General features: G+C 60.6%; 15 protein-coding genes. 12 read left to right on the top strand and 3 right to left on the bottom strand.

The annotated features are described in order from the left end of the window. Position 1: 1 nt before the first annotated feature. From AC2YI2_RS14475 to hemH, 6 genes are all read left to right on the top strand, one after another. Positions 2–286 (top strand): YciI family protein, encoded by a 285-nt coding sequence (locus AC2YI2_RS14475; RefSeq protein ID WP_487387173.1) that lies wholly within the window; start codon positions 2–4, stop codon positions 284–286. Beyond that, positions 283–1,206 carry a heme-dependent oxidative N-demethylase family protein gene (locus AC2YI2_RS14470; protein WP_487387172.1) on the top strand — a complete coding sequence of 308 codons (924 nt, stop codon included), beginning with the start codon at positions 283–285 and terminating at the stop codon, positions 1,204–1,206. The genes AC2YI2_RS14475 and AC2YI2_RS14470 overlap by 4 nt, the downstream gene beginning before the upstream one ends. 80 nt (positions 1,207–1,286) lie before the next feature. Further along, positions 1,287–2,732, top strand: a complete 1,446-nt coding sequence (locus AC2YI2_RS14465; protein ID WP_487387171.1) for a homospermidine synthase — start codon at positions 1,287–1,289, stop codon at positions 2,730–2,732. 190 nt (positions 2,733–2,922) lie between these two features. Next, positions 2,923–3,321, top strand: a complete 399-nt coding sequence (gene omp10 / locus AC2YI2_RS14460; RefSeq protein WP_487387170.1) for an outer membrane lipoprotein Omp10 — start codon at positions 2,923–2,925, stop codon at positions 3,319–3,321. A 109-nt stretch (positions 3,322–3,430) separates the two neighbouring features. Then, positions 3,431–5,410, top strand: coding sequence for a 5'-nucleotidase C-terminal domain-containing protein (locus AC2YI2_RS14455; RefSeq protein WP_487387169.1), 1,980 nt, complete (start codon positions 3,431–3,433; stop codon positions 5,408–5,410). Positions 5,411–5,541: 131 nt separating this feature from the next. Next, on the top strand, positions 5,542–6,567 hold the full coding sequence (hemH, locus tag AC2YI2_RS14450; protein WP_487387168.1) for a ferrochelatase: 1,026 nt from the start codon (positions 5,542–5,544) through the stop codon (positions 6,565–6,567). Positions 6,568–6,573: 6 nt separating this feature from the next. Here the strand turns inward: hemH and AC2YI2_RS14445 are convergent, their stop codons facing one another. Next, positions 6,574–7,134 (bottom strand): DinB family protein, encoded by a 561-nt coding sequence (locus tag AC2YI2_RS14445; RefSeq protein WP_487387167.1) that lies wholly within the window; start codon positions 7,132–7,134, stop codon positions 6,574–6,576. 156 nt (positions 7,135–7,290) lie between these two features. On the opposite strand from AC2YI2_RS14445, the gene AC2YI2_RS14440 reads away from it, so the two are divergent. The 3 genes from AC2YI2_RS14440 to AC2YI2_RS14430 are packed head-to-tail and all read left to right on the top strand — an operon-like array spanning position 7,291 to position 9,543. Beyond that, complete coding sequence (locus AC2YI2_RS14440) at positions 7,291–8,349, top strand: SPFH domain-containing protein (protein ID WP_487387166.1); 1,059 nt, start codon at positions 7,291–7,293, stop codon at positions 8,347–8,349. Continuing rightward, positions 8,346–8,804 (top strand): NfeD family protein, encoded by a 459-nt coding sequence (locus AC2YI2_RS14435; RefSeq protein WP_487387165.1) that lies wholly within the window; start codon positions 8,346–8,348, stop codon positions 8,802–8,804. Before AC2YI2_RS14440 ends, AC2YI2_RS14435 begins: the two co-directional genes overlap by 4 nt. Positions 8,805–8,829: 25 nt before the next feature. Further along, positions 8,830–9,543 carry a carboxypeptidase-like regulatory domain-containing protein gene (locus AC2YI2_RS14430; RefSeq protein ID WP_487387164.1) on the top strand — a complete coding sequence of 238 codons (714 nt, stop codon included), beginning with the start codon at positions 8,830–8,832 and terminating at the stop codon, positions 9,541–9,543. On the opposite strand, the gene AC2YI2_RS14425 is transcribed toward AC2YI2_RS14430, so the two are convergent. Further along, complete coding sequence (locus AC2YI2_RS14425; RefSeq protein ID WP_487387163.1) at positions 9,544–10,539, bottom strand: KpsF/GutQ family sugar-phosphate isomerase; 996 nt, start codon at positions 10,537–10,539, stop codon at positions 9,544–9,546. Between the two features lie 281 nt (positions 10,540–10,820). Between AC2YI2_RS14425 and AC2YI2_RS14420 the strand changes: the two genes are divergently transcribed. Further along, entirely contained in the window at positions 10,821–12,305 is a 1,485-nt protein-coding gene (locus tag AC2YI2_RS14420) for an outer membrane beta-barrel protein (RefSeq protein WP_487387162.1), read from the top strand. A 1-nt stretch (position 12,306) separates the two neighbouring features. Here the strand turns inward: AC2YI2_RS14420 and galU are convergent, their stop codons facing one another. After that, on the bottom strand, positions 12,307–13,191 hold the full coding sequence (galU, locus tag AC2YI2_RS14415) for a UTP--glucose-1-phosphate uridylyltransferase GalU (protein WP_487387161.1): 885 nt from the start codon (positions 13,189–13,191) through the stop codon (positions 12,307–12,309). Between the two features lie 167 nt (positions 13,192–13,358). Between galU and AC2YI2_RS14410 the strand changes: the two genes are divergently transcribed. Together AC2YI2_RS14410 and AC2YI2_RS14405 are read left to right on the top strand one after the other, a co-directional pair. Beyond that, positions 13,359–14,579 (top strand): lytic murein transglycosylase, encoded by a 1,221-nt coding sequence (locus tag AC2YI2_RS14410; protein ID WP_487387160.1) that lies wholly within the window; start codon positions 13,359–13,361, stop codon positions 14,577–14,579. A 71-nt stretch (positions 14,580–14,650) separates the two neighbouring features. Then, on the top strand, positions 14,651–15,835 hold the full coding sequence (locus tag AC2YI2_RS14405; protein ID WP_487387159.1) for an SGNH/GDSL hydrolase family protein: 1,185 nt from the start codon (positions 14,651–14,653) through the stop codon (positions 15,833–15,835). The last annotated feature ends 42 nt before the right edge of the window (positions 15,836–15,877 follow it).

Here is a 15,877-nt window from a genome sequence, read left to right as displayed (position 1 = left end):
CATGTTCATCCTCTCGCTCACCTACATCGCCCCGCTCGAAGACGCCGACAAACATATGGAAGCGCATATGGCCTGGGTCAAAGCCGGCTATGAGAAAGGCCTCTTTCTAGCCTCCGGCCGCAAGGTGCCGCGCACCGGCGGCGTGATCCTGGCGCGCGGCGAGCGGGCCGCACTCGAAGCGATGTGCGCGGCCGATCCGTTCACGGTGCACGGCATTGCCGGATATGAAATCACCGAGACCGCCTTCACGACGGTTGCTCCCGGCTTCGAGAATCTCAAGGCATGACCGGCGCGCCTACAGCCGGGCCGAAATACACGCCCTATCTTGCCGCGAGTTCCTTCGTCATCGGGTTGTCGGCGATCGAGCCGAGGCATTGGCTCGAGCCCGACGGCGATCTCGAGGCCTTCCTCACAGAAAAACAGCGGCTGCTGGAGACGGAACATGACGCCGTGTTCCAGCAGGTTGAAGGCTCCGAGACCGGTCAGCGCGAGTGCCTCGACCTCGTCGTCTCCCACCTGGTCGAAGACCATCCCCACCTCTGTCGTCGCTCAGGCGAGCGGTTGGAAATTGGTGGGCGGAGCATCGATCTGGTCTCGGACGAACCGCCGCTAATCACTGCAGGATCGCTCATCCAGGATGACCTCATCATTCTTTCCAAGCGCGAGACCGGCTGGCATGTCGTGGCCGGCTTCGTCGCCTTCCCCTCGGCCTGGTCGCTGCGCGAGAAGATCGGCCATCGCATGGACGTGGTCCATGCCCATGTACCGGGCTTCTCCGGCGGCACGCGCAACGCCGCGATGATCAGCCGCATCTTCGATAATTTGCAACCTGACCTGCCGGCCATGCGAATGAACTGGTCGATCTATCCGGAGGGTGATCTCTTCTGGCCGCCGGACAGGAATGCCGAGGCGAACCGCCGGCCTTTCGCAGCGGCAAGCAACTTTGTGCGCGTCGAAAGGCAGGTGTTGCGCCGCCTGCCAAGAACCGGCGATATCGTCTTTTCGATCCGCATCTATTCCGATCCTATTGGAAGCCTCGGCAATCTCCCGAATGGAGCCGAGATCGCAAAGGCGCTGATCCAGCGCCTCGAAGATTTCACCCCGGAACAACTCGAGTACAAAGGAATGGCAAGCAAGAAAGCCGCTCTTCTTGCCTATCTGAGCGGCCTGATCGACGGCCGTTTCGCTGACTCGCCAGTTCAGTAAGCGAATCCTGCCCCTTTTTTGTGACATCGATATGTGGTTTGTAGCCACCGTCCGTGTCAACAAAAGGAGTACAGCGGGAAATGGCAGATAATAACTACCCGGTTTATGGCGAAATCACAGGTCCGATCGTGATGATCGGTTTCGGCTCGATCGGTCGCGGTACCTTGCCGCTCATCGAGCGTCACTTCAAGTTCGACAAGAGCCGGATGGTCGTCATTGACCCGCGCGATGCCGATGCGAAGCTGCTCGAGGAGCGCGGCATTAAACATATCCAAGAGCATGTTACGATCGACAATTACAAGAAGCTGCTCAAGCCGCTGCTGACGGAAGGCGAGGGCCAGGGCTTCTGCGTCAATCTTTCCGTCGACACGTCATCTCTAGATCTGATGAAGCTGTGCCGCAAGCTCGACGTTCTCTATATCGACACCGTCGTCGAACCCTGGCTCGGCTTCTATTTCGACGCCGACAAGGACAATGCTTCACGCACAAATTATGCGCTGCGCGAGACGGTCCGCAAGGAAAAGGAAAAGAACCCCGGTGGCTCGACAGCAGTCTCCTGCTGCGGCGCCAATCCCGGCATGGTCTCGTGGTTCGTCAAGCAGGCGCTGGTCAATCTCGCCAAGGACACCGGCACCAAGTTCGACGAGCCGGCGGCCGACGATCGCGAAGGCTGGGCCAAGCTCATGAAGAAGCTCGGCGTCAAGGGCGTGCACATCGCCGAACGTGATACCCAGCGCACCAAGAATCCGAAGCCGTTCAACACCTTCTGGAACACCTGGTCGGTCGAAGGCTTCGTCTCCGAGGGCCTGCAGCCGGCCGAGCTCGGCTGGGGCACGCACGAGAAGTGGATGCCGAAGAACGCCAAGAAGCAGAAGAAGGGCAACAAGGCCGCGATCTATCTCGAACAGCCCGGTGCCAATACGCGCGTGCGCACCTGGTGCCCGACGCCCGGCCCGCAATACGGCTTCCTCGTCACGCATAACGAGTCGATCTCGATCGCCGATTATTTCACGGTCCGCGACAAGGATGGCGACGTGACGTTCCGTCCGACCTGCCACTACGCCTACCATCCCGCCAACGACGCCGTGATCTCGCTGCACGAGATGTTCGGCAATGGCGGCAAGGCGCAGCCGGTTCTGCACGTGCTCGACGAGAACGAGCTGGTTGACGGCATCGACGAACTCGGCGTGCTGCTCTATGGCCACGAGAAGAACGCCTATTGGTACGGCTCACGTCTGTCGCTAGACGAAGCTCGCAAGCTCGCTCCCTACCAGAATGCAACCGGCATGCAGGTGACTTCAGCCGTGCTCGCCGGCATGGTCTGGGCACTCGAGAATCCGAACGCCGGCATCGTCGAAGCCGACGAGATGGACTACAAACGCTGCCTTGAAGTACAGGCACCCTATCTCGGACCGGTGGAAGGCCACTACACCGACTGGACGCCGCTCGACGACCGCGCGAAGCTCTTCGCGGAAGACCTCGATACGTCCGATCCGTGGCAGTTCCGCAACATCCTCGTTTGCTGAACCCGAACGCAGAAAAGACTGCAAACCCCGTGGCTTTGCCCACGGGGTCTTGCTTTGCACAGGGCAACCTGAACACGCTGGAGAAGCCTGTCCAAACCCTTGCTTTCGTTTTCGAAAGGCGGCAAACTCCGGTCCAACGGGGCGAAAGAGCAGAAAAAGCGGACGTTGTGCCGCCCCAAGGGAGATACGCATGAAGAATTTCGCCATTCCGGCTCTCGTCGTTACGGCTGCCTTGGCCTCCTGCAGCTCGACCGAACGCGAGCGGCCCCTGCCCGTCGCACCCGCGCCGGTGACAATCGAGGGCACATGGACGGATCCGAATGGCCTGATCTCCACTTTCCAGGCCGGTGCCTTCTCGACGCGCACCACCGATACGAACCAGATGCTGGCCACCGGCAGCTATGCCAATACGTCCGGAAACCTCTACGAAATCAGCCTGACCTCGCTCGTGCAGAACAAGCAATCGAAGGTCAATTGTGCGCTGGTCAATCCCAACCAGCTCAACTGCACCGCCGATTCCGGAGCGCAGTTCACGCTAGCGCGCCAGTCGAACACCGTGGCCGCCGTTACGCCTGCCCCCGCGCAATAAAGCCGGGGTATCTGCGTTCGCGCGCGCGCCGCTCGCAGACTGCGCCAAGCGCGTGTCATACTGCCCCGCTAGATATGATATAAGACGCCAGAAATCAGAGGAGAACACCATGAACCGCATGATACGGTTTGCCATGCTGACAGTGTCGGCACTGGCCGTGACGTCAGGCGCAGCACTTGCAGACTATGAGCTCAACATTCTCCACATCAACGATTTCCATTCCCGCATCGAGTCGATCAACAAATTCGATTCGACCTGCTCTGCCGAGGATGAAGGCAAGGGCGAGTGCTTCGGCGGCGCCGCGCGCCTTTTTACCGCCATCAACGAGACCCGTGCCGCGCTCGCGGGCAAGAACGTGCTGCTACTGAACGCCGGCGACAATTTCCAGGGCTCGCTCTTCTACACGATGTACAAGGGCTCGGTGGAAGCCGAGATGCTCAACTTCATGAAGTTCGACGCCATGACCGTCGGCAATCATGAATTCGACGACAGCGAGGATGCCCTGGCACCCTTCCTCGAAAAGGTCCATTTTCCCGTTGTCACCGCCAATGTGATGGCCGGCTTCAATTCCAAGATCAAGGACAAGATCAGGCCGTCGATTGTCATCACCGTCGGCGGCCAGAAGATCGGCATCGTCGGCGCCGTCACCAATGACACGCCCGAAATCGCGACGCCCGGCCCGAACATCATGATCGGCGTCGACGAGGCCGCGATCAAGGACGAAGTCGCCAAGATCAAGGCCGAAGGCGTCAACAAGATCATCGCGCTCACCCATGTCGGCTATCCGCGCGATCTCGAGGTCATCGCCAAGATTCCCGATGTCGACGTCGTCGTCGGCGGCCACACCCACACGCTGCTGTCCAACACCGACAAGGATGCGGCCGGCCCCTATCCGACCATGGTGGACAACCCCGGAGGCTACAAGGTTCCCGTCGTGCAGGCCGGCCAGTATTCCAAATATCTTGGCGACCTCAACTTGGTCTTCGACGACAACGGCGTCGTGAAGTCGGCCAAGGGCGACCCGATCCTTGTCGATGCCAAGTTCAAGCCGGATGCGGGGATTGCGACCCGCATCGCCGAACTCGCCAAGCCGATCGAGGAACTCAAGGGTAAGGTGATCGGCGAAAGTGCCGAAGCCATCGATGGCGACCGCAAGAATTGCCGCGCCAAGGAATGCGCGATGGGCAATCTTGTCGCCGAAGCCATGCTCGACCGCGTCAAGGACCAGGGCGTGACGATTGCCATCCAGAATGGTGGCGGCGTGCGTGCGTCGATCGATGCCGGTCCGGTGACGATGGGCGAGGTGCTGACGGTTCTGCCGTTCCAGAACTCTGTCGCGACTTTCCAGGTCACGGGCGCCGACCTTAGTGCCGCGCTTGAAAACGGCCTGTCGCAGTTGGAAGACGGCGGCGGTCGCTTCCCGCAGGTCGCCGGCATGAAGTATTCCTTCGATCCCAAGAAGCCTGCTGGTAACCGCGTGATTTCGGTCGAAGTGATGGACAACGGCAAGATGGTCGCACTCGATCCCGCCAAGACCTACAATGTTGTGACCAACAACTATGTCCGCGGCGGCGGCGACGGCTATAAGGTGTTCGCCGAAAAGGCCAAGAACGCCTACGACTTCGGACCAAGCCTCGAGGATACCACCGCGGCCTATCTGGAAAAGAACTCGCCTTACAAGCCGTTCACCGACGGGCGCATTACGATCGTCGATTCTGCAGTCCCGGCGACGACGGCGGAGACGAAGACCGAACCCGCCACGGAAACCAAGACCGACACCGCCTCGGGTGGCGACGTCAAGACGCCCGACCTGCCGACGGCAGCGACCGATATCGCCAGCCAGCCGCCGGTCGTCGTTCAGGATGCCGCCGAGTCGAAGCAGACGACGACGTCGGAAGGATCCGAGGCCGCGAACACCCAAGCAGCGACCGAGCAGAAATACACGCTCGCCAAGGGCGACAATTTCTGGGATCTCGCCAAAAAGACCTACGGTGACGGCACCCTGTGGAAGAAGATCTCCGACGCCAATCCGGGCCTGCGTCCGCGCGCCCTTCCGATCGGCAGGGAAATCACCGTTCCCGCAAAATAAGCGCGGCCGCAAATGCATGCGACAGACGGCCCGGTTGTCCCGGGCCGTTTTTGCTTTATGCGCAGTGTCAGCCGGGTAATCCACGCCGCGTCCGCCGACGTAAGACGACCGCAAGACAAACAGGATCGACCATGACCGCACACCGCCCCGCCAAGCATCCGCCCGTCAAATCCGGCAAGATCGGGGTGTTGCTGGTCAATCTGGGAACACCTGACGGTACCGACTATAATTCCATGCGACGCTACCTCGCGGAGTTCCTCAGCGACAAGCGCGTGATCGAATGGTCGCGCCTCTACTGGTACCCGATTCTCTACGGCATCGTGCTCAACCGCCGGCCGCAGAAGGTCGGCAGAGCCTATGAGACGATCTGGAACAAGGATCTCAACGAGAGCTATCTTCGCACCTATACCCGCGCGCAGGGGGAGAAAATGGCAACGCGTCTTGCCGACCTTCCCAACGTGATCGTCGACTGGGGCATGCGCTATGGCAATCCTTCGATTGCAGACCGGCTCAATGCTCTTCAGCAGCAGGGCTGCGAGAGAATCCTGCTCTTCCCGCTCTATCCGCAATATGCAGCAGCCACGACCGCAACGGTCAACGACAAGGCTTTCGACGCCCTGAAACAGATGCGCTGGCAGCCGGCCTTGCGCACAGTGCCGCCTTATCACGACGATGACAGTTACGTCACCGCGCTCGCCAGTTCGATCGGGACCCATATCGCCACGCTCGATTGGGAGCCCGAGAAGGTACTGATGTCCTTTCACGGCATCCCACAAAGCTATTTCGACAAGGGGGATCCCTACTATTGTCACTGCCAGAAGACGGCGAGGCTGCTGCGCGAGAAGCTCGGCTGGGGTGAGGACAGGCTCATGCTGACCTTCCAGTCGCGCTTCGGGCCCGAAGAATGGCTCAAGCCCTACACCGACAAGACCGTCGAGGAACTCGCCAAGCAGGGCGTGAAGCGCATCGCCGTCATCAATCCCGGCTTTGTCTCGGACTGCCTAGAAACACTCGAGGAAATTGCCGTCGCCGCAGGTGAGACATTCCATCACAATGGAGGGGAGAAATTCACCCATATCCCCTGCCTCAACGACAGCGAGGAAGGTATGGCGGTGCTGGAGAAGCAGGTGCGGCGCGAATTGATGGGCTGGATCTGATTACTCTCAGCGGGTCAGGTGCGCCTCGTCCCAGCCGACCGCAGCTAGATCGTCGGCTCGCGGCTCGGGCACATTGACCTGAATGAACTCGTCAAGCTGCGGCGGGGCGACACTCGAGCCGGCAAGCATCGCGTGAACCTGTCCGCGGTGGTGCTGCCCGTGCAGGAAGAAATGCAGAAGCGTGTCGGCCAGCGTCTCCGTGAAAGTGCGGTCCGGCCACTGGTTGACGATCTCGCGTGAGAGATCTTGCGCCCGGAGCCCCTCGCAGAATTCCACCAGCCAGGCATCGACCTCGGCCCTTTCGGCGGCGAACTCGGCCGCTGTCTCCCGACTTCCCGCATCGGTTCTAAGGCCGGGGCGATCGCCTCTCATCATGTCGATGTACCAGCGATCCGCATTGAGAAGATGGACCATCGTCTCCTTCAATGACGGGAAGAAGGAGGTCCGCTCCGCTTCCCATTCACCAGGACCGAGCGCCATGCAGGCTATATCGAGCCGCCGGTTCGAAAGCAGTGCATTGCGCGCCATCTGCCTCAGCGGCCGGCATATCGCGTCATCCCCAAGCATCTCCCCTCCATTTCGATTTGGCGTGCCAGCGACATTATTTCACGCGCAGCCCGCATCGAACTCGTCGCAGTCTTGCAAATAAAGGCCCGTATACCAACGTCTTGTGTATGATGCCTGCATGCACGCGCGGCAATCGATGTCATTTCGGAGGGACACATGGATTTCGAATCGTTTTCGGGTTTCGACTGGGTCGTCATAGGCCTCGTCATCCTGGTCATCCTGACGCTCTGGGCCGGCATCAAGACGGTGCCGCAGGGCAATAACTACACGGTTGAGTTCTTCCGCAAATATACGAGGACGCTGCATCCGGGCCTGAATTTCATCATCCCCTATTTCGAAACGATCGGTGCCAAGCTCAACATGATGGAGCAGGTACTCGACGTGCCGACGCAGGAAGTCATCACCAAGGACAATGCCAGCGTAAAGGCCGACGCTGTCGCCTTCTACCAGATAGTGAATGCCGCCCAGGCTGCCTACCAGATCTCCAACCTCAATCAGGCGCTTCTCAATCTCACCATGACCAATATCCGCTCGGTCATGGGCTCGATGGACCTCGACGAGTTGCTCTCCAACCGCGACGTCATCAACGAAAAACTGCTGCGCACGGTCGATGAAGCGGCCAATCCCTGGGGCGTCAAGATCACCCGCGTCGAGATCAAAGATATCTCGCCGCCGCAGAATCTCGTCGATTCGATGGCCCGCCAGATGATGGCCGAGCGCGAGAAGCGCGCGCTTGTCCTGGAGGCGGAAGGTCAGCGCAATTCCCAGATCCTCAAAGCGGAAGGTCTCAAGCAGGCCGCTATCCTCAAGGCCGAAGGCGAGCGCGAAGCCGCCTATCGCGAGGCCGAAGCCCGCGAGCGTCTCGCCGAAGCCGAAGCCAAGGCGACCAAAGTGGTGTCCGAAGCGATCGGCGAAGGCAACGTCCAGGCGCTGAATTACTTCGTCGCGCAGAAATACACCGAGGCGTTGGTATCAATCGGTACCGCCAACAATTCCAAGATCGTCCTGATGCCGCTCGAAGCGTCGTCGCTGATCGGCTCGCTCGGCGGTATCGGTGCCATCGCCAAGGAGGTGTTCGGCAATGGCGGCGGCTCGCCCAACACCCCGCGCCCGACCACGACGGCGCGCTCTACCCCCAATGTCACGACGACGTCTTCCAACACGCCGGTCAATCCTTTCGTGTTCCGGCAGGAAAACCAGGATGATCAGTCATGATTATCACCCTGATCAAGGAAGCCGGGCCCTGGGCCTGGTGGATCCTCGGCATCGTTCTGCTGGTCGCCGAAATCGCGGTTCCCGGCAATATCCTGGTCTGGGTCGGAGTCGCCGGCCTCGCGACCGGCCTGCTCTCGAATATCTTCTGGGAGACGAGCTGGTGGGTTTGGGAAGTCCAGTGGCTGATCTTTGCGGCGCTCGCCGCGCTCAGCCTCTGGCTCGGTCGTAGCTGGCTCAACCGCAGCCGCAATCAGTCGGAAGAGCCGACGCTGAACCAGCGTGGCGCGAGTCTCATCGGCCGCACCGCCGATCTTATCGAACCGATTCACAATGGCCGCGGTCGCGTGAAGATCGGCGACACGATCTGGATGGTCAGGGGCCCCGATCTCCCGGCAGGCAGCCGCGTCAAGGTCGTGGCGAGCGACGGCAGCGACCTCAAAGTCGAAGCCAGCTGATCGCAGTCAATTCGAAGAGACATTCATGCTTTTGAAAACCCTCATCGCCGGGGTGGCGATGCTTGTCGCCGTCACACAGGCTGCCGTCGCCGGCACCGTGAGCGGACTGGTAACCGACGAAAGCGGTGCACCGCTCCCCGGCGTCAATGTCGAAGTCGTCTACCAGACCTACAACTCCGACGACCTGCCCAATGGCGGGGAGAGCATCAAGCAGTCGGCGGTAACGGACGAGAGCGGGCGCTACACGATCTCCACCGAGGGAATGCCGCCGGGCGAGTATTCCGCCAATGCCTATCAGGTGGTCGAGAACGGCGGAAAGCAGATCAACATCGATTTCCGCGCCGAGGATCCGTCAACTTTCGCCGGGAATGCCGACATGGTACGCAATTTCAAAGGCGGCTTCGTCGAGAGCACGCCCGACAATCCCTATGGCAATGGCGGCATCTTCCTCGTCAACAACGATATCGGTGACTTTACCGACCTGAGTTCGGCGGAAGTCACGCTCACCCATGTCGAGACCGGCAAGACCTATCAGAAGACCGTACGATCGACCGGGGAGGGCTTGGTGGTCACCGGCATTCCCTTCGGCAGCTATCGTGCCGAAGTGCGCGTCAATGGAAAGCCGATGCAAATCCGGCTTTGGGGTCCGGGCACCTCGGATACGTTTGCCGACAGCGTCACCCACGATTTCACCATGGGCTGGCTGGGCAACCAGTTCTCGGTTGCGGTGACACCCTGATCAGGCCACGCCGATCTTCAGCAGGTCGTGGAAGTGCACGATGCCGACGGGGCGCTTGTCCTCGTCGGTCACGATCAACGCCGAGATATTGTGATGCTCCAGCAGGCCCATGGCGCTGGTCGCGAGCGTCGACGGCCGCACCGTCTTCGGGTTCCGCGTCATGATCTCATCGACCTTAAGCTCGGCGAGGTTCTTGTCGAGGTGACGGGCGATATCGCCATCCGTGACGATGCCGGCAAGACGGCCGTCATTGTCGACGATGCAGACGCAACCGAAACGCTTGGCCGAGAGCATCATGACAGCCCCGCGCATGTCGGTGCCGACGGGCACGAGCGGGATTTCGTCGTCCCTGTGCATCACATCGCCGACATGGCTGAGCGTCGCGCCCAGCTTTCCGCCGGGATGGAAGGTCTTGAAGTCGACAGCGGAGAAGCCACGGGCTTCAAGGAGCGCGACAGCCAGCGCATCACCGATCGCGAGCTGCATCATCGCCGACGTGGTCGGCGCCAGGCCATGCGGGCAGGCTTCCTGCGACTTCGGCAGGCAGAGCACGATGTCGGCTTCGCGCGCCAGCGTCGAGTTCTCGCCCGAAGTGACCGCGATCAGTGGAATGGAGAAACGGCGCGAATAGGCGACGATACCCTGCAGCTCGGACGTCTCGCCGCTCCACGACAACGCAATGATCGCATCACGCGTGGTGATCATGCCGAGATCGCCGTGATTGGCTTCCACGGGATGGACAAAGAAAGACGGCGTACCGGTGGAGGCAAGCGTCGCGGCGACCTTGGCGCCGACATGGCCGCTCTTGCCGATACCCGTCACGACCACCCGGCCAGGCGTCGCCCGGATCTTGCGAACGGCTTCGGTGAACGGAATCGACAGGCCATTGCCAAGCGCCCGCTCAAGATCGGCCAGACCCGACTTCTCTGCCTTGATCGTCCGCAATGCGGAACGGGCTGCATCGGTTTCGGGAAGCTTCAGAACATTTTCACTCATGCCCGTGATTTACTCTTTCTTTATCGGCTGTCCAGAGCGGATTTGACGTGAGACCTTCCGATTCTGAGTAAGCAACAGCGATCTGCGGCTTAAACCCCCGCCCATCCTTGCAGCCGTCTCAGCGAATCCCCGCCCGATTCCAGGAGCACTCACCCGAAATCGCGACTGATTTATGGTCGCGCTCCCGCACCCGCAGCAACGATTGATTAACCTTGGTCCTTTACGAATAGGTAAGGATATTCCGAAGACTGTCGCGGCCCTTCATGACCCGTTGCCCAACCATGCGCCTTAGGACGACCGCAGCGCTCTGCCTGAGCGTGCTGGCGACGCATATGTGGCTCGGCCTTGCCAGCACCGCGATTGCACAATCAGCGACATCGCGCGACCAGAATTCGACGGCCACGGACCAGTCGAGGCTTGAGGCCGATAGCGAGCGCGACGGAGAAGTCGATCCCAACGCGACTGACGACGGCGATGACGACTCGACCGACGCCAGGCCCGCTGCCACGACCAGCGCGCTAGACCCTTCGATCACTGATCCGTCCGATCTGCTCGACCAGGAAGCGCTGCAGGAGCTCCGCCGTCAGAATATGCGCGAAGCCACCGTCGATGGTCTGCGAACGCCGAAGACGGAGGGACGCGACGATGTCCAGGGTATCCGTGTCGGCTCCCTTATTCTCCGGCCGTCGCTGACCGAGACGGTCACGTCCGAACGGACGACGATCGGCGGCGACGCGACGACGCGCACCTTTCTGCGGTCGGGGCTCCGAACCTCGGTTCTGTCCGACTGGTCGCTGCATCGGTTGCGGATCGACGCGGAAGGCACCTGGGACAAGACGCTTTCGGGCGTCCAGCAGGACGATCCGGAGGCAAGGATCCAGGCCGAACTCAGGCTCGATCTTTCCGACGAGACGATCGCGACTTTGCGCGCCGGCTATACGCTCAGCCGCGAGGAGATCGGCGATCCCAATGCACTGGCCAACGCCGTGACGCAGGCGGAAGTCAACGAATATACGGCAGGCGCCGAGGTGACCCGCGACCTTGGCATTCTTCGGACGACAGCCGGCTTCGATTTCACCCGCCAGACCTACAGCAATGCGGTGCTGGCGGACGGCCTGCTGGTGGACCAATCCGCCCGCGACAACAACGAAGCCAAGGTCCGGGGACGCGTGGGATACGAATTGTCTCCCGCGCTTATTCCCTTCCTGGAAGCGTCCTACAGCCGCCTCTTCTACGATCAGCATGAGGATACAGCGGGCACCGTCCGCGATGCGAACCTCTATGCGATGAAGGCTGGTCTGGAGACCGATTTCGGCGAAAAGCTAACCGGCGAGCTTTCTGGTGGCTATCTGATCGCCGAGTTCGACGATGCGGCGCTGCAATCGATCTCGGCCGCCACCATCGACGGCAATGCCCTCTGGTCACCGTATCGCGGCACGAATGTTGCGTTCAATCTCAGAACCGAGATTGAACCGACAACGACACCCGGCGCCTCCGGCAGCACGGCTTATACGGGCACCATGGTGCTGAGCCAGATCATCCTGCAGAACCTAACGGGCCAGATATCGAGCGGTCTTACCCTGCGCGACTATTCGCAGGAGGAGATGCCGGTCCAAACCTTGCTATCGCTCGGGACCGGCGTCACCTGGAGCCTTTCACGCTCGCTCGACTTCAACGCCGATGTCGCCTGGGAAAAGACCCAGCAGCACGGCGTCGAATCGACCGAAATTCTCCGCGCCGGCATCGGCCTGACGCTGAAACGCTGATCTATTTAAGCGCTGCGATCAGCGCCTTGAGATCGGCTTCCACCAGCCCGCGTATGTCCGGCCGATCGAGCGCGAAGGCGACATTGGCCATGATGAAGCCATCCTTGGCGCCGGTGTCGTAGGTCGCGCCGCGGTAATGATAAGCGGTGAAATCCTGCTGCTGGAGGAGCTTCAGCATGCCGTCGGTGAGCTGGATCTCGTTGCCTGCACCGCTCTCCTGCGTGGAGAGGATCTCGAAGATCTCAGGCTGCAGGATATAGCGGCCATTGATGAAGAAGTTCGACGGCTGCGTGCCCTGCGGCGGCTTCTCGACCATGCCGGTAATGCGGAAGCCATCGCCGATCTTCTCGCCGGGTGCGACGATGCCGTAGCGATTTGCGAGTTCGGGCGCGCATTCCTCGACGGCGATGACATTGCCGCCGCTGACCTCGTAGAGATCGACCATGCCCTTGAGGCAGGCCACTTGGGACTTCATGATCATGTCGGGCAGCAGCAGCGCGAAGGGTTCGTGGCCGACAATATCGCGGGCACACCACACGGCATGGCCGAGACCAAGCGGCTCCTGCTGGCGCGTGAAGCTGGTCGAGCCGGCCTTGGGCAGGATCGACGACAGAAGGCTGAGCTCCGTCTTCTTGTTGCGCGCCTTGAGCGTCGCTTCCAGTTCGTACTGGATGTCGAAATAGTCCTCTATGACACCCTTGTTTCGACCGGTCACGAACACGAAATGCTCGATGCCGGCCTCGATTGCCTCTTCGACGACATATTGAATGACCGGCTTATCGACGACAGTCATCATTTCCTTCGGTACCGCCTTGGTGGCAGGCAGGAAGCGCGTTCCGAGGCCTGCGACGGGGAATACAGCCTTTTTGACTTTGCTAGCCGTCATCTATTTCTCCTTGGGGGGACATGAAACGGTCACGGTAGTGCGAACTATGCAGCCATACCTAGTACTTTCTGAAAAGGTGACGCAAGGCCACCGCCATGGTAAAGAATTTGTTGACTCGGTTCGGGTAAGTTCGCGTTTTCGACCAACGCATGACCGGAATGATACCAATGCAGAGTGTGCGCAAATCGAGCCTGAAGACCATCCTTCTGCCTCTCATCGCGGCGGGCCTACTCCTTGTCGCCTCGCCCGCGAGCGCGGACAAGGGGTTCCAGAAATGGATCAACAATTTCTACCCGACGGCAGCCAAGGCCGGCATCAGCAAGTCGACCTATCTCACTGCTTTCCAGGGCGTAACGGAACCCGATCCCGATGTGCTGCAGAAGGCGACCTACCAGCCTGAATTCAAGCATGCCATATGGGATTATCTCGACAGCCGTGTGAACCCCTATACGGTCGGCATCGGCCAGGACATGTTGCGCCAGCACGCCAAGACGCTCAATGCGATCGAGCGACATTTCGGCGTCGATAAGCATATCCTGCTCGCGATCTGGTCGATGGAGAGCAATTATGGCGCGGTTTTTGAAAAGCCCGACCGGCTCCACAGCGTTCCGCGTGCGCTGGCGACGCTCGCCTATGCCGACAAGCGGCGGTCCAAATTTGCGCGCACGCAGCTGATCGCGGCGCTGAAGATTCTCGAACGTGGCGACGTCAAACCCGGCCAGTTCACCGGCTCCTGGGCAGGTGCGATGGGCCATACCCAGTTCATCCCGACAAGCTACCTGATCTATGCCTATGACGCCGACGGCAATGGCAAGCGTGACATCTGGAATTCGATCCCGGATGCTCTCGCCACTGCGGCAAATCTTCTCAAGAAGAATGGCTGGCAGGCGGGCAAGACCTGGGGCTATGAAGTCACAGCGCCGGCCAATGCCGGAAAATATGCCGGCAAAAGCAAATCGCTCGCTGAATGGCAGTCGCTGGGCTTCGTTCGCCCGAACGGCAAGGGCTTCAAGTTTGGCAAGGATCGCGCCGTGCTGAAGATGCCTGCCGGCCCGAACGGCCCCGCCTTCTTGATGACCAAGAACTTTTTCGTCATCAAGAACTACAACGCCGCGGACTCCTACGCGCTCGGCGTCGGAACGTTGGCCGACCAGATCGCTGGCTTCAATGGCGTGGCACAAGCCTGGCCACGTCCGGCGGGTACGCTCGACATCAGCCAGAAATTCGAGCTCCAGACCCGGATGAAGACGCTGGGCTATTATGATGGCGCCATCGACGGCAATTTCGGCTCGGGCTCTAAGGCGGCAATTCAGGCGATCCAGAAGCAGCTCGGCATGGAGCCGGACGGCTTGCCATCAGCAGCATTGCTCAAGGCCTTGAAGAAATAGGCAGCCCTACCCTATAGTGATGTAAGGGCCGGCCATGTCCGGCCCTTTTGATTTGCAGCCGGTGAACGAAGATGACCCCTCTGCCACGGCGAACCAACCGAGCTATTGTCCTCAGGATTTTGATCCTGCCGGTGCTGGCCCTCGCCTTCCTCATCACCGATCCCGCCCTCAACTACCAGGGCGTGGCGCAGGCCCAGGAAGTGCGTGAGCGCCGCTCGATCATCGACATGATCTTCGGCGGGCGGAAGAAGCGGGTCACCAAGAGCAAGACATCTGTCACCCGTGTGAAACGACCGCGCCGGAAGAAGCCGACATCCGTGTCGGATCCTGCGATTACCGGCGCTGAAGTCGAAGTGGCAAAGCAGCCGGATGCCAAGAAGGTGCTCGTCGTCGGCGACTTCATGGCCTCGGCACTGGCTGACGGCCTGATCGTCGCCTTCGCCTCCGATCCCGGAATCATCATCGAGAAGAAGACCGACGGCTCGTCCGGTCTGGTCCGCGACGACCACCTCAACTGGCCTCAGACCCTCACGACCTATATTGGTGAGGTCAAGCCCGCGATGGTCGTGATCATGCTTGGCGCCAACGATCGTCAGCAGATGGTAGTGAACGGCAAACGCGAGAAATTCCAGACAGATCCGTGGAAGGTTGAATACGAGAAGCGGGTCGACGCCGTTCTAGCCGTTGCGCGCCAGAACAAGATTCCCTTCGTCTGGACCGGGCTGCCGGCCTTCTCCTCACCGTCGCTCAGCGCCGACGCGGCGACACTCAACAACTACTATCGCGCCAAGGCTGAATTTGCCGGCGGCGAATTCATCGACATCTGGGACGGCTTCGCCGACGAGAACGGCAAGTTCATCGCGTCAGGCTCCGATATCAACGGCCAGCCGGTTCGCCTGCGCGGCTCGGACGGTCTCAGCCTGACCAAGGCCGGCAAGCGCAAGATCGCCTTCTATGTCGAAAAGCCGATCCGAAAACTGATCGGCACCAGCCTGCCCGCCATTTCGCAGTTGAGCGCCACGGCCAACGACTCCGTCGCCGTCCCCACTGTCACCGATATCGTCTCCGTGCCGCCGATCAGCCTGATGGATCCCGATCTCGACGGCGGTGGCGAGCTGCTCGATGCCGCAACCATCCCGAAGACGAACGGCACCTCGCCACGCGACAAACTGATCGAGAAGGGCGAGACGGTCGATCCGCCGGATGGCCGCGTCGATGACTTCAAATGGAAGCCCATAGAAGAACCCGCCGGCTGAATTCAATCAGCGCAGCGGGTTCGGTATCCAACCCTGTCTTGC

The sequence above is a fragment of the Rhizobium sp. SRI_017 genome (assembly GCF_057586295.1).
Note: the sequence above shows the minus strand (reverse complement) of the source record. Positions and strands in the feature narration are given on the sequence as shown.

Excerpts from the sequence above, each read along its gene's own strand:
- hemH (WP_487387168.1), top strand. The coding sequence starts at position 5,542 with ATGACCGCACACCGCCCCGCCAAGCATCCGCCCGTCAAATCCGGCAAG.
- galU (WP_487387161.1), bottom strand. The coding sequence starts at position 13,191 with ATGACGGCTAGCAAAGTCAAAAAGGCTGTATTCCCCGTCGCAGGCCTC.
- AC2YI2_RS14445 (WP_487387167.1), bottom strand. The coding sequence starts at position 7,134 with ATGCTTGGGGATGACGCGATATGCCGGCCGCTGAGGCAGATGGCGCGC.
- AC2YI2_RS14425 (WP_487387163.1), bottom strand. The coding sequence starts at position 10,539 with ATGAGTGAAAATGTTCTGAAGCTTCCCGAAACCGATGCAGCCCGTTCC.
- AC2YI2_RS14465 (WP_487387171.1), top strand. The coding sequence starts at position 1,287 with ATGGCAGATAATAACTACCCGGTTTATGGCGAAATCACAGGTCCGATC.
- AC2YI2_RS14475 (WP_487387173.1), top strand. The coding sequence starts at position 2 with ATGTTCATCCTCTCGCTCACCTACATCGCCCCGCTCGAAGACGCCGAC.
- AC2YI2_RS14410 (WP_487387160.1), top strand. The coding sequence starts at position 13,359 with ATGCAGAGTGTGCGCAAATCGAGCCTGAAGACCATCCTTCTGCCTCTC.
- AC2YI2_RS14435 (WP_487387165.1), top strand. The coding sequence starts at position 8,346 with ATGATTATCACCCTGATCAAGGAAGCCGGGCCCTGGGCCTGGTGGATC.
- AC2YI2_RS14405 (WP_487387159.1), top strand. The coding sequence starts at position 14,651 with ATGACCCCTCTGCCACGGCGAACCAACCGAGCTATTGTCCTCAGGATT.
- AC2YI2_RS14470 (WP_487387172.1), top strand. The coding sequence starts at position 283 with ATGACCGGCGCGCCTACAGCCGGGCCGAAATACACGCCCTATCTTGCC.
- AC2YI2_RS14430 (WP_487387164.1), top strand. The coding sequence starts at position 8,830 with ATGCTTTTGAAAACCCTCATCGCCGGGGTGGCGATGCTTGTCGCCGTC.
- omp10 (WP_487387170.1), top strand. The coding sequence starts at position 2,923 with ATGAAGAATTTCGCCATTCCGGCTCTCGTCGTTACGGCTGCCTTGGCC.
- AC2YI2_RS14440 (WP_487387166.1), top strand. The coding sequence starts at position 7,291 with ATGGATTTCGAATCGTTTTCGGGTTTCGACTGGGTCGTCATAGGCCTC.
- AC2YI2_RS14420 (WP_487387162.1), top strand. The coding sequence starts at position 10,821 with ATGCGCCTTAGGACGACCGCAGCGCTCTGCCTGAGCGTGCTGGCGACG.
- AC2YI2_RS14455 (WP_487387169.1), top strand. The coding sequence starts at position 3,431 with ATGAACCGCATGATACGGTTTGCCATGCTGACAGTGTCGGCACTGGCC.